General features: G+C 41.8%; 9 protein-coding genes and 1 pseudogene. 1 reads left to right on the top strand and 9 read right to left on the bottom strand.

Features of this window, described 5'->3' with window-relative positions; genetic code table 11:
* Window positions 1-59 precede the first annotated feature (59 nt).
* Window positions 60-2,021 carry a hypothetical protein gene (locus tag ACFFGV_RS08400; RefSeq protein WP_377346642.1) on the bottom strand — a complete coding sequence of 654 codons (1,962 nt, stop codon included), beginning with the start codon at window positions 2,019-2,021 and terminating at the stop codon, window positions 60-62.
* Between the two features lie 24 nt (window positions 2,022-2,045).
* Entirely contained in the window at window positions 2,046-3,317 is a 1,272-nt protein-coding gene (locus tag ACFFGV_RS08395) for an ATP-grasp domain-containing protein (protein WP_377346639.1), read from the bottom strand.
* A gap of 33 nt (window positions 3,318-3,350) precedes the next feature.
* Here ACFFGV_RS08395 and ACFFGV_RS08390 point away from each other — a divergent pair, with 33 nt between their 5' ends.
* A complete protein-coding gene (locus ACFFGV_RS08390; protein ID WP_377346636.1) occupies window positions 3,351-3,521 on the top strand; it encodes a hypothetical protein in 171 nt (56 codons plus the stop codon).
* Between the two features lie 230 nt (window positions 3,522-3,751).
* Here the strand turns inward: ACFFGV_RS08390 and ACFFGV_RS08385 are convergent.
* The 7 genes and pseudogenes from ACFFGV_RS08385 to ACFFGV_RS08355 form a co-directional block, all read right to left on the bottom strand.
* Window positions 3,752-4,093: pseudogene (locus ACFFGV_RS08385) on the bottom strand (transposase); the annotation flags it as partial.
* Between the two features lie 130 nt (window positions 4,094-4,223).
* Window positions 4,224-7,097, bottom strand: coding sequence for a type 2 lanthipeptide synthetase LanM (lanM, locus tag ACFFGV_RS08380; RefSeq protein WP_377346633.1), 2,874 nt, complete (start codon window positions 7,095-7,097; stop codon window positions 4,224-4,226).
* Window positions 7,098-7,162: 65 nt separating this feature from the next.
* On the bottom strand, window positions 7,163-7,330 hold the full coding sequence (locus ACFFGV_RS08375; RefSeq protein ID WP_377346631.1) for a class II lanthipeptide, LchA2/BrtA2 family: 168 nt from the start codon (window positions 7,328-7,330) through the stop codon (window positions 7,163-7,165).
* Window positions 7,331-7,386: 56 nt separating this feature from the next.
* On the bottom strand, window positions 7,387-7,554 hold the full coding sequence (locus ACFFGV_RS08370; protein ID WP_377346631.1) for a class II lanthipeptide, LchA2/BrtA2 family: 168 nt from the start codon (window positions 7,552-7,554) through the stop codon (window positions 7,387-7,389).
* 54 nt (window positions 7,555-7,608) lie between these two features.
* On the bottom strand, window positions 7,609-7,776 hold the full coding sequence (locus ACFFGV_RS08365; RefSeq protein ID WP_377346631.1) for a class II lanthipeptide, LchA2/BrtA2 family: 168 nt from the start codon (window positions 7,774-7,776) through the stop codon (window positions 7,609-7,611).
* 32 nt (window positions 7,777-7,808) lie between these two features.
* Window positions 7,809-9,947, bottom strand: a complete 2,139-nt coding sequence (locus ACFFGV_RS08360) for a peptidase domain-containing ABC transporter (protein ID WP_377346629.1) — start codon at window positions 9,945-9,947, stop codon at window positions 7,809-7,811.
* Entirely contained in the window at window positions 9,934-13,128 is a 3,195-nt protein-coding gene (locus tag ACFFGV_RS08355) for a type 2 lanthipeptide synthetase LanM family protein (protein WP_377346627.1), read from the bottom strand. The genes ACFFGV_RS08360 and ACFFGV_RS08355 overlap by 14 nt, the downstream gene beginning before the upstream one ends.
* Between the last annotated feature and the right edge of the window lie 69 nt (window positions 13,129-13,197).

Here is a 13,197-nt window from a genome sequence, read left to right as displayed (position 1 = left end):
ATTGGTTCTGATTTCTAAAAAAGGTCTGGCTCTAATTAGAGCCAGACCTTTTAGGTATGTTAAATCCACGTATAATCTTTCCCCCAGCTTTCTTTGGCCAGCTGGGTCACGGTGCTTACAATGTCTGATTCGACCGCGTATGCTTCTCCTTGCTCGTAGGGATTGTAATGGAAAGCATATAATCGGGACGTGAACTCGTGGAACAAGAGAGAGCATTCTCCTTCTTGCTCTCCATTTCCTTTCACGGTCGGCTCGATACCCTGTCCCCAGTTTTGGGAGCTATCGTTATTTGGGTTGTAGAAATAGACACGATAGCGGCCAACAGGGTCCTTGTCAATCCGAATAATAGAAACAGCATGGAAGCCGAGCAGCTTTCCGTGTACGTTCGTAATGAAAATACCAACTGGGTTAGGATAGATTAATTCATAATCGTCGTTATATTCCGGGTGATGAGTAGCGTAAAATAACCTTACAAATCCTGGATAATCATGAATGTAATTTGTAATAGGATCAATAACTGTACTAAATCCTTTTTGTACCCAATTTCCATAGAAGGCTGGGTTTACCCATCGATGGCCATCTTCTCCTCTTAAGGCCACTCTAGACATCATTTCACTATACAGTTTATCTAAATGGGGAACGAGCACGAGTGAAACTGGATCGAGTTCCTTATGCAGCTCAGACGCTAATCCTCCTTGTAAGCCTTTCGAGTGAATGGCGGCCCCCTCAAAAGTGAAATCAAGATCTCCATCACGAGCAGCCCTTGGAATAATCTCGAGCAAGAAGCCAGGGGCGTGCTGAGCCCATAAGCTAATTCCTCTTGCAGCCTGACACGTCGGATTAAAACCCTGTCCCACGCCTAATGGCTGCCCGAGCACCATAATCGTTCCAGCTACAAGAATACTATTGGCAGTAACTCCTTCTCCGTTCGAAGTCGTTTCATATAACGCCTTTCGAACATCTGGGCGGATGTCTAATTCAATCAGGCGCCGTAGACCAGGTGCAACAGGGGACGAGGAAAGAACTCCTCTCTCGAGCATGAGCGCCAGTCCGAATACAGACTGCCTTGTTGCTGGGAAGACGGCTACTTTAATGAGCTGGATCACCAATTCATGATTCTCCTCCAGGTTGGCTATGCCTTTGGAATTCAACTGAAGGGCGTACGGCAAAATATTTGGCATTTTCTTGCTTAGAAAACGAACCAATGTAGCGTGATGAGGGGAGACCAACCCAGTTTCCCGCATAGAGGTTGCCAGGGCAACACTTTCTGTAATCAGCTCATTTCTCGTTAAGTCCTTTAGTGCCGCTCGGTAGGTATTCACATTCTTGTGCTCCACCGAAAGGGCTGAAGGTCCTTCTATAGCGTCTATGTAACGCTTTAAATCCTCTTTATGGGATTGTTTCATGTTGGAGCTTAACATTTCTTTTGCCATTTTAATTATAGAAACAATCCGTTTGATCATAATGGGACGTTGTGCAGTCAGGCGGTCTATTTCTGCAATGAGTGTTTTGGTTAATTCCTCTGTAGATAAATATTCTGCAAGAAATTGAAACATCCGGCTGGCAAGCTCATCATTTTCATGCTTTTCCATGCGCGCACTTTCTGTTGCATTTGGAAATAGGAGGTGGAGATTCAAAGCCAGCACCTCATTTAGAAAATCTTCTGCCATATCGGCAGAGACCTTTTCATGCTGAAACGTTTGCTTGGCAATAGATAGCATTCTAAGCTCACTCAATACTTCGATAATCATTGGGATACCTTTAGCTTTTAAAGATCCAGAAACTAGAGGAGCTTGTAGCTTTTCAGCAAGCTCCCATGGGCCATCCTGGAATACACCGCTTTGATCAAAGCGATGGGCATATTGAAATAAGTGTTCAAACCCATTGTTCATATTTATTAAGCGCTGCGCTTCCTGATATACATCTGTTTGGTATTTCGCCTTAGCGAATGGAGGGGCGTCCTCTAATTTATCTAGCGCTCGTTCAAACCGATCCACTATTACATCCGTTGGTAAGGACATATCTACTCTCCTTTATATCGAGACTTAGCGATAAAAATTGTATTCCTCGTACATCTTTAATAAGCGAGTCATTTCTTCACTATCTTCTCCATAGAAAAAGATTGTACCGTAGTGATTACCAAAGCCGATCCGTTCAGCTACCTTTCCTTGCGGCGGGGTGAACATATCGTGCTTTTCAAAATAAGGATGCTGCTCTAATTCCTCTGGAATCGTTAAGTCTTCTACATAATCCTGGTTGGGGTGAACCATTAAACAGCCCGCGAATCCTTCTGCTTCTGAGGAGGGGTCAGGGAAGAAGCTGCTAAGCTCTTCTTCTGTTGTATTTGGATCACTACATAGAATTTGAGCCTCATAAGCACTAAACCCATATGCCCGTTCTATTAATTCAAAAATGTGACCACCCGGCACTCGTGCAGCTACTTCTCCAAAGTGCAGGGAACCATCTTGTGCGATGAAATACTCCGGATGGATTACACCATATTCAATTTCGAAGGCGTCAACTAAATCTTGAATGGCTTTTTCAATGATAGGACGCTTCCGCTCTAAGGAAGGGGATGCTGGAACAAAGTTGGAATACCCTAATCGAATATATTCCGTAATATTCAAGAAGCGTACCTTACCGTTATGCACGAAGGCCTCGCAGGAGAATTCCTGCCCATCTAGATGACTCTCCATAAGGAGTGGGAAATCAACGTCGTGAAGCTGGTCGATATCCTCTAGCTGACTAATAGCAAGATGACCTACAGAGCCAGCCTTGTCTAAAGGCTTTACATGAATAGGATCGAGTAGGTCGCCGTCTATTTTAAGCAATGCTTCATTTACACGTTTCAGGAACCGTTTCACGTCTTCCTTGTCATGTGCTTCTTCAAATACCCCCACTTTAATACCGGATATTTGGGCTTTTCGCTTCATCATGCCTTTGTCCCGTAACAATAACGAACGGTTAAAGACTTTTGGATCCTCTCGAAAACGGGCGTTTAGCGCACCAGCCCACTCTACACATTCTTCATAAAGAGGTACCGCAAGCTCTACTCCCATTGCTTTCAATTGTTTGTATAGCTGGTCTGACCCTTCATTCAATCTGCTGAAATCCCACCCGACAAACTTTATATCGTGCTTTTCAGCGACAGATTCAAAATCAGAAGGACCGACCACAACAAATGGTCGATTTAAACGAGAAGCGGCTTCAATAGCTTGAATACTCCAACCTATCAGTGCCGTTAAGTATGGTTTCGTTTTGTTCTCCTTCTGTACATCGTCGGTTGATGGTGAAAGCTCTAGCTGATCTAGTTCCATACAATCCCTCTCCTTTTCATGGATTAAAGTGAAGTGATACGCAAATGGATTTCTTTACTATTAAACGTAACAGAACTTCGAAGAAACTGTAAGCGATTACTAGCTCATTCGACACTATATGCCAAAACTAGTGATAAACCTACAAAAGCAGAGGTTACGCTTGGTGTATTATTGTTGTTAGAGCTAATTCTCAAAGCATGTTAGAATGCAATAACCTAGCAGGTTATTGCATTCGCAGCTTGTAGAGAAACCAAACCCCCTTGTTTCCTACAAGCTTTTTTCATGTATGCGGGCTGGCAAATACCACTCGCTTTCCGCGGACGAACGCCCGAGCCTCCTCGTGAAACCCACACTCGGGGGTCTCGGATCGCCCGTTTTTCCGCAGGAGTCTCCTGGTATTTGCCAGCCCTTCACCGAAAAAGACTCTCCTTCACCTAACTCACCCTTGATAGGTGAAGGGCAATCTTCTTCATGTTCTGACAGGCAACTGTCAGTAACGCCTGTTCGCGCACATTTTCTTTTCCGCGCAGGCGACAATAACGCAGCCCATGCAGTTCTTTTGAATCTGCGAAGCTACGCTCCACTTTCTCTTTTCTCATTCGATATATCCACTTACCTTCATTAGATAGACGGTTCAACCGAACCTGCTCTTTGGCTCCTTCCCACACATGACGTGTAACGGTTTTTTGGTGTTTTTGATTCTGTGTGCACCGCGCGAGTAAAGGGCAATCCTTACATTTTTCTGGGTTTGATTTATAGTGTCGATACTCGTCTCGTTAGAGAATATATAACTATTATAACAAATTAACGCGGTGAATAATGAAAGTAAAAAGAAGTAAATAAGGCTGTCGAGACTTTCTCGACAGCCTGAGAATGCAATAACCTAGCAGGTTATTGCATTCGTATTTAATCCAGTAATAGAACGGAGGGAAGAGAAGGATTATTTAATCTTAATAAAGTATATAACTGCCCCGTTTTCCCTAGCATAAACCCAACACTGGAATAGTCTCCTCTAATCCCGCTGTGCCAACCTTGTCTAATCATGGATTCCCAAAACTGGTGCACCCATGTTTCTATTGTTTGTTCAATTTCTTCTCTGTGAGCTTTAAGGCTGGGTTTTTGGGATACCTCCAGTAAGATATCAATATTGCCTAAAATCCCATGACATAGGGAGTTTCCTTGCTGGTTGTTATACCCTTGCTTCAGGGTGGTGGAAAGAGCATCTTCAATATGGTTCACTGTGCAAAGATCTCCTATGTTTTCGTGAATTTTTACTCTACCCAATAATATGCCTGCAGCGCCATGGCACCACAGAGGGGCTGAGAAAGCTTTATCATTGCTTCTATTATCCTGCCAATTCTTTTCTTCCGGCTCATATAGCTTGTCTTCATACGCTAGGGTTTTCGTGATGATGTCTGCAATCTCTCTTCGAATTGGATTATCGACAATCGTTGCATATTCTGATAAGGCGTAGCATATCCCCGTTAAGCCGTGGGAAAAACCAGCAAGGACGGTGTTAGGGAAAGAATCGGAGAGCCAATACATCGTCTCATCCTCATTTACTATAATCCTCGCCTTCAATTGACTGTAGACATAATGTGCTGTCTCCACAAGCTCTGGTGTTTGGTGATTCTTACATAGGGTTGTGAGAACTTTCAACGTCCCTGCCAATCCGCCGATAAAATCATTGGTATGGGTATCTATTAGCTGCGACTGTACTGTCTTTATGTACTTGGTGTGATTATTCCTTATTTCCTCCTCTGTCGTCATTCCCATCTCATAGAGCTTTTCCATATAATAGGCATAGGAACTAATTCCATAATAGGCGGAAAGGTTATTTTTCAAAATGCTGTTAGGGAGCATTTGATGCAATGTTTCCGTACATTGCTTTACTGCAGAATGGTATTTGTCTGCTTGATATTGTTTGGAATAAGCAGCTAAATAGTAAGCAATTCCAGCTAGGCCATCATAAAAGCCAAAACTAATGGGACCAGCTACGATATTTCCATTTGGATTGGCGGAAAGAGATAGCCATTGTATCATGTCATTCGCTTCTAATCGCTCCCGCCAGATGGCTTCGGTTTCCTTTTCAATAATATTCTCATAGCTATGGGGGATGGAGTACTTATGATTGGTTTCAAAACTTGTCGATGGTGCATCCGTATTATTAAATGACGACGTTAACGACATGTTGATCAATTGGATTTGGTATCTCAATCCCTCTAAGGATAGAGAATGGATTCTATCCATAACTTCCTGCATCGGACTGTTTTCAATAATATTTTGATTGATGATATCCCCTTGGCTGTTGAAGACCTCGTAGCTTTTGAAATAGGTGTAGAAATAGGGTACATCTTGATTTTGTAGGTCCTCTAGCTCGTGCGGTATCAAGCCTTGAAATGCCTTGAAGGAGGTGTAGGAATCCTTTAAGAAAGATAGGACGCGATCTCTTTCTTGAAATGAAACTTGATATTTTGGATGTCTCAGTGCTTTGAGATAGTTCGTGTACACATAGGTTGGTCTCATTACAAGACGGAGAGGGAAGTTTGGGAAGTCCTCTAAGATGTCAGTGATTTCTTCTTGGTACTGTAGAAAAAAAAGATACACTTCTTCAAAGCCTTCTAGGAAATCTACCTCATAACCGAAGATGTTCTGTACTTCATCTTGGAAAACAGGGAGGTTCGTTCCTTTATCCATCTCTGCTGTTTGAGTTTTTACGCATATCTCATCTGTTCCCTCATGTAGGATTCTCTCCTCAGGGTATTGTTGTCCTTCTACATTGGAAAGACCATAGTAATTGTTCATGTCAGTGTCTTCGGGGGAAGTACTATGGCTTAGAAACAGAGATTTATATACCGTCTCATTAATGCGATCTATGAGATGCTTTGTTTTGGATCCGGTACCTTCTAGGTTCATTGATGGTTGGAAGAGAGTCTCTAAATCTATAATAACGGGAGAGGACTCGTGTGCAATAATATTCTCATAGTGGAAATCGGATCCATGAAACATATAGATAAATGCTAATTGCATGCCTAATCGTTTGTAATAGAGATGTCCATCTTTTTTTGTTTGTAGGTCCAGATGAGGGACATAGGATTGCCAGCCATAGGAACCCTTGTCCAACGTGTTCACGGTTTGGATGCCTACGGTACTCTTCTTGTTGAAGAAGGATGTAATTTCTTCGTATAGTTTATCTGCCTGGAGAGAACGGGGTTTATACATCAGGACAGTATGTTCACATTCCAGTTTTGCTACGGTATTCCCTCCGCAGTGAGTGTCTCCTAAATCCATCGAGATCGAGAGTAGTTTGCCTATTGTATTCTCGTGATTATCTTCCAGTTCCATGTAATCGCTTTGGAATCGTTTAAGGATGGCGAGGCAGTTATGTAAATATTGTCGTTCAATTTGGTTAATATTGGTATGTAACACAGGGTATTTATGAAATAGGGAGTTCATAAAGGATTTATCTTGGAGATCCTTGCTGAAAGCGTCATAATATTTTCGATTATTCTGTGGGTCTAACTCTTCAAAGGTTTCGTGAAATTCAAAAATAATCGTTTTATCGCTTACCTCTTTTATTTTCTTCTTATAGGACTTTAGTATAGACTGCAGAACTGAGTCCTCGTCTATATGGAAAGAAGGTAAGGAATTTATTTCTTCTTTAATCTTATTTTCAAATTTTACTATCACCTGTTCTAGGAAAGGGGTAAAAACGTCATTCTGGTCAAATATGTCACGGGTATAGGAGCTTTCTATCTGGGTTCGATTAAGGGTTGTCATTGAGGATTCCTCCTTTGATAAAGTAATCGGATGTGTAGAGGCTACACATCCGAATAGTAAACCGTTTAGTCGTTACAAGGTTTCACGATAGAAGCACACTTCGTAGTTGGACACATTGCTGCAGATATAGGGATTGTAATGGATGGATGTGTGCCTGGTTGCTCGCCAGCACCACCTGCTAAGTCCTTTAGTTCCTGCTCGGATACCTCTTCAATAGCGTTGATCTTTTTCATATTTCCATCTCCTTTTTAAATAATATTTTGAAATTGTCCTATCTACCTATGTAAATTTAGTCATTACAAGGTTTGACGATAGAAGCACATTTTGTCGTAGGGCACATGGCAGCAGAAATAGGGATTGTGATAGAAGGATGTGTACCTGGTTGCTCGCCAGCACCACCTGCTAAGTCCTTTAGTTCCTGCTCGGATACCTCTTCAATAGCGTTGATCTTTTTCATATTTCCATCTCCTTTTTAAATGTATTTCGTATTTTTCCTACCTACCATGTAAAATTAGTCATTACAAGGTTTGACGATAGAAGCACATTTTGTCGTAGGGCACATGGCAGCAGAAATAGGGATTGTGATAGAAGGATGTGTACCTGGTTGCTCGCCGGCACCACCTGCTAAGTCCTTTAGTTCCTGCTCGGACACCTCTTCAATAGCATTGATCTTTTTCATGTTCTCACCTCCTTTCAAGTGAATAAGTTGATTTAGTTTGTTGCTGCTAAATTGCTAGGGTGTTGTGTTTCTACCAAGTGAAGAGATCCCCCCTTCAATTCGTACACCGATTCATACTCTTTGAAGGACGAGGTTCTGTGAGTTATTGAAATAACGGTCATATCTCGACGTCGGAGGTTGGAGAGAACTTCTTGTTCTGTCTTCTGATCGAGATTGCTTGTTCCTTCATCAATCAGTAACAGGCTAGGTTTTTTGGCTAGTACTCTGGCAATGGAAATCCGTTGGCGTTGCCCTCCAGAGAGGCTGATGCCATTCTCCCCAACAATCGTATGGTAACCCATCGGGAATTGGAGGATATCATCATGGATGCAGGCGTCTTTGGCTGCTTGAATGGCATCCTGATCGGAAACAGATTCATTGAAATACTTAATATTATTAAGAATTGTGTCATTAAATAGGCTCACGTCTTGCACGATATAACCGATGTTATCTCTCAACTGGACTAGGTTCATTTGGTCGAGAGAATGATTTCCAATCCTAATAGAGCCTTGGGTTGGCTTGTAAAGGCCAGCAATCAACTTAAATAAGGTCGATTTACCACTTCCAGTTCTTCCTATTAAGCAAATATGGTCTTTCGGATGTACTGTTAATTGGATACCTTGGAGAATATCTTCCTTACTGTCATATCCAAAGTGAACCTGGTCGAGCTCAATACGATCTCTCGCTGGATCAAACTGAGCGCCATTCTCTTGGTTAAGGATTTCGTCCTCCTCTTCCAAGACAGACTCAATTCGATCCATCATCTCTTCAACCATTTTGATGGACTCTAAGCTCCCAATAATGGAACCGAGTGGCGACATGAATCTACCAGCTATCGTAGAGAAAGCTACCACAGCTCCAATAGTCATCCCCGACTGCATTCCAATAGCCACACCAAAAATAATCACCAATAAAGGTAAAGATAGATTGATAGAATTAGATACACCACCAAGGACAGATGATATTTTCATCTTCTTCGAAAAGTGATCTATCTGATCGTTAAAAACGCCGTTTAGTTCCTGTTCCACGGAATCTGTATTGCCGACCGTTTTGACAAAGGTCATGGATCGGAGGATTTCAACCAATTGGCTCTGAAAACTTGCTTGGCTATTGACCTCCTGCTTCGTAAATACTTCAATTTTAGGTAGTAGGTACATCGTACAAACCACTTGAATTGCAGCTCCAGCAAATACAAGAACAGATAATAATGGTGAATAAAATAACATTACACCGCTGAAGACAACTAATAGACTAATGTCCAAAATGAGCGTTGATGCTAATCTAGATACAATTTCTCGAATAACAGCTATGTTATTGATTCTGGTAGCAATATCACCAGAGGAATTTATTTCAAAAAACTTCATTGGTAAGGAGAAGACTTTCCTAACAAATTGATGCGTCAGTCTTTTATTAATATGGACTTGAAGCTTGATGATCCAGAACATTCTCACAATAGATAATCCAAAAAAAACAATTGTGACGATGCCTGCTAAAAGAGCTAACGTTTTAAGATTCATGTTGCCTTGTTCACTCTGCATGAATGTATCGATTACGTATTGAGTAAAGAAGGGGGCTATTAGGTTCAATCCTTGAAATAGAAAAGACAAGAGTATGATATAAACCAGTAGCTTCTTCTCTTTGGATAAGTATTTTCCCAGCCTGCCTATAGCACTCTTAGATGTGAGGTGGGTGAGACTATATCCCTGCTTATTTTGTTTGCGTAGTGAGACGGCGACACCACTATAATGGGCATAAAACTCTTCGCTGGAGATTTTCCTTCTGCCTTTAGCGGGGTCTATGATAGTGATATGTGTGTCCTGCACCATTTCCACAACAATAAAGTGGTTGTAATCCCAATGCACCATAAGAGGGCTCTGAAGATACCCTTCTAGTACCTGCTCCGGCAGCTTAGGAACCTTATAGGCTTTGAAGGTGTATCCGACACTTTCAGACAGTCCTTTGAGATATTGAAGATCTGTTCCTTCTCGGCCTATATGTTCCTTGGACCCTTTCAGTTTTCTAGTCTCAATTTTTTGCCCCTCTTGTTTACTAATCAGCATCGCAATACATGCGATTCCACATTCGTAATTATTCCTTTGGAGTAAGACCGGCATTTTATTAAGAAAATTCATGGTAGGCATCCTTTTGGGCTACATCCACTCCATGAATGGATAAGCATAAGATATTTGGGATTTGTTCATTAGCCGCATAGAGTGCTCCATAAGCCATACCGGCCAGTCCGACCATAAAATTGGGTGTTTCAACACCTCGTCCAACGCCGCATCTAAAGCCGTTTTGTTTGGCACCTTGGAAACTTTCCAGCATGAGATTTTTTCCGAAATTCTCTACGTCAGGTTGATTGGTTTTTCGACCATAACTTATTAAAATCGCGGCGTTTCCAATGTCTCCATGACAAAGGCTATGTTCTCTTCCAAACCCATCTTGGTACATATTGTGTAAAGCGATTTCAGCATCCTCTTTTGCAGCATTCGCGATGGATTCTTCTCTGGAATCCATTAGACCCAAACGGCTTAACAGGATACCAGGAGAGCCATGGCACCAAGCTGAAGCAGCTGTCTCCTGCTCAAGGTTTCGTTGGTCCATCCATCGGGAGGCAATCATTTGGCGGTTCTCGTAGTGCCTGCCCTTTGTAATATATTCCGATAGCCTATTGCTTCCTTGGATATCATTTAGCATGGAAAGGGCGTAGATGATACCAGCGCTGCCGTGAGAAAAACCGGTTAATGGTTGATCGGCAATACCTGTCCACGCTACTTCCTCTTCGTTAATAGTTATGGCATGGTCCATAATGTGATTGGCACATTTTGTCGCTATGTCGAAGAAAATAGGATCACCGTATTGTTTATAGCAATTAATAAGGACCACGATGGCGCCTGCGGAACCACTCACTATGTCATACTCTTTATCCTGATTCAGGAAATGTGGAATTTTCTTTGTTATGTCAATAGCTAGTTGTCTGTATTTGGTCTCCTCTAAGACAGCATCCATGTTCATAAGGAGGTACACGATAGAGGAAAGACCAGAGAATGCACCGATGGACATCGTTTGTTTCGTCTCATCTTGTATATCTAAATCTTGGAATCTTGTTATTATATCTTCGGTAATGTCCGAGGCAATTCCTAAATAATAGATGTTTCCGGTGACCAGCCAAAGGGATAGATAGGTCATGGCCATACCTGAAAGGCCATCATATAAAGTGTCTCCCATAGGAGAGAGGCGCCATTGAATTTCCTCTACACCGACCGTACTCGTGTTTAACCATGAATAATTGGCTCTATTGTTGTTTTCCCCTACGAATGCTTTGGTGTAAAGGTATTCTGCTAGCTCTTCTGCCTGTTCTATAAGAAAAGCTTCCGATTGAAATGGAGATGTATATTCCGTCGGGTCCTTCGGTGTGAATTGGTTTAATTCTTGCTTTCTCTCATCGGCGGTGGCGAGCATGGATAAATCGATTATTTCTAATTGGAAGTTCATGTCTTCTTGAGAAAACCCTTGAATTCTTTCCTGGACCAAATCCAGTGGTGAGTGTGGGAAGTAATCCGTAATTACCTCTCCTCGAGCATTCAATAAATCATGTGAATCAATATATAGTTTGAAGTAGGGGACATCGTTATTTATCAAGTCCTCATATTCATGCTTAGCTAGAGGTATGAACCGGTCATTGGTCTTCGCATCCTCCCATATCCTGGCTAGATAGACCTCTCTATCGATTGAATTGTGAAGGAATCTAGGGTGAAAACTTAGTTCTAAGAAAGAGGAGTATTGGACGGTAGGCTTAGGAATAAACCTTACGACAATCCCATCCTTTTTAGAATGAATCAATTGCTGTACTTCTGCTTGGTTTTCCATAATAGTCTGGTACACTTTCCGAAAGCCTTTCTTCAGGTCATCCATATAATCTTGTGCTTGGATATAATCCCCGTGTAATTTCGGCTGGTTCGACGTAGCCTCCATATCAACAAAATCGCGCTCTACTTTCATTTGACTGCTTTTTGGGTTCTTAATTTGCGGTACTTTGATGATGGATTGGGACTTTCCTTTATGTCCAATGCCACTGACATCGGTGTTATGTTCTCCGAAGAAGAAGGGCAACAAGCCTATCGCTCTCACTGATTTGGTTAGTTGCTCAAACGCTTTGACATGAGCATTCTCTTGATCCACTCTTACTTGGGAATGAGGGACATGAAACAAGGACTCCAAATCTATCAAGATAGGGGATCTTCCATGTGCAATGATATTCTCGGAATGAAAATCGACTGCATTCAAAGCATAGAGTAGAGCTAATTGACCTCCCATGCGACGATAAAACCATTCCACGTCCTGTTCTGTATCGCACTCCTTGTAAGGAATATATTGGACCCAGCCGTATCCATCTCGATTAACGACTTCGGGTGTTTGTAAGTGATAGGATGACTCTCCCACCTTGTTATTAATATAGTCCGTTAACATCGTATAAAAGAGATCGACGTCCAGACTGCGCGGTTTATAAATCAAGGTGCTCGTTTCCAGTTGAAGCTTCGCTACTTTTCTACCATCTGCATGGGCATCCCCCAGCCCAATTTCTATACTCTCGATACGTTCAGGAGTAGGGAGGGTAAGAATAGTATTGGCAATCTCCTCTTTGTCTTGTTCGTACCTGGAAAGCATTTCGGTTATGTGATTATGATATTTTCGTATTTCATTGGCGATAATCCGCAGCAATGTTGGATAGAGATGGAAGAATTCTCTTATATAACTAGGGTCTTCTAATAACTCGTAATTGTAATAGGTGTATTGTTCTTCCTCTGTCTTCCCCTTGAGTAATGCTTCCTGTTGGTTCTTGTTTAAATCCAAAACCAAGGTCCGATAGGAAATACGTAAGACTTGTTGTTGAAACTGATTAGAGATGTCTTGCAAAAAGGCTTCTTCGTCTTTTAGGTTATGTTTCGTACTTTGATACATTGTATTTTGTTGGAGTGTATCAATCATGTACCCTGATACCTTTAAGGCATAGGAGTGGAACATAATCTGGTCTTGTCGAACCTCTGGATTCACCTCTTGATCTGCTATTAAGTCCACCATCTGAAGAAAGACATTCATTTTGGAAAAACTGTTATGTACTTCTGTTTGATAAAGATTGCGAAGGTGGTCCATTGATTGAATGGATAAAATATTACTGAGGCTCTCTTCTACCAATTCAATTTTGCCCTTGTACAGTATATGGATGTTGCGGTCTAACAGTGTTTCCTTGTCATTTGCGGTATGGGATGTCTGTTTTTCAAATGACCATAATATGTCGGTTAGCCCGTTCATTTTATCCCTCCTTTTTTTATGTAGGGAAGAGAGCCGATGGCCCTCTTCATCAGAATAAATAACATGTAC

This window comes from Pontibacillus salicampi (assembly GCF_042434395.1).
Classification (GTDB): Bacteria; Bacillota; Bacilli; order Bacillales; family BH030062; genus Pontibacillus; species Pontibacillus salicampi.
This window is presented reverse-complemented; position numbering and strand designations above follow the sequence as displayed.

Bases quoted from the DNA above. Each gene is read 5' to 3' on its own strand.
- ACFFGV_RS08355 (WP_377346627.1), bottom strand. From the start codon at position 13,128: ATGAACGGGCTAACCGACATATTATGGTCATTTGAAAAACAGACATCC.
- ACFFGV_RS08375 (WP_377346631.1), bottom strand. From the start codon at position 7,330: ATGAAAAAGATCAACGCTATTGAAGAGGTATCCGAGCAGGAACTAAAG.
- ACFFGV_RS08370 (WP_377346631.1), bottom strand. From the start codon at position 7,554: ATGAAAAAGATCAACGCTATTGAAGAGGTATCCGAGCAGGAACTAAAG.
- ACFFGV_RS08395 (WP_377346639.1), bottom strand. From the start codon at position 3,317: ATGGAACTAGATCAGCTAGAGCTTTCACCATCAACCGACGATGTACAG.
- ACFFGV_RS08400 (WP_377346642.1), bottom strand. From the start codon at position 2,021: ATGTCCTTACCAACGGATGTAATAGTGGATCGGTTTGAACGAGCGCTA.
- ACFFGV_RS08360 (WP_377346629.1), bottom strand. From the start codon at position 9,947: ATGAATTTTCTTAATAAAATGCCGGTCTTACTCCAAAGGAATAATTAC.
- lanM (WP_377346633.1), bottom strand. From the start codon at position 7,097: ATGACAACCCTTAATCGAACCCAGATAGAAAGCTCCTATACCCGTGAC.
- ACFFGV_RS08365 (WP_377346631.1), bottom strand. From the start codon at position 7,776: ATGAAAAAGATCAATGCTATTGAAGAGGTGTCCGAGCAGGAACTAAAG.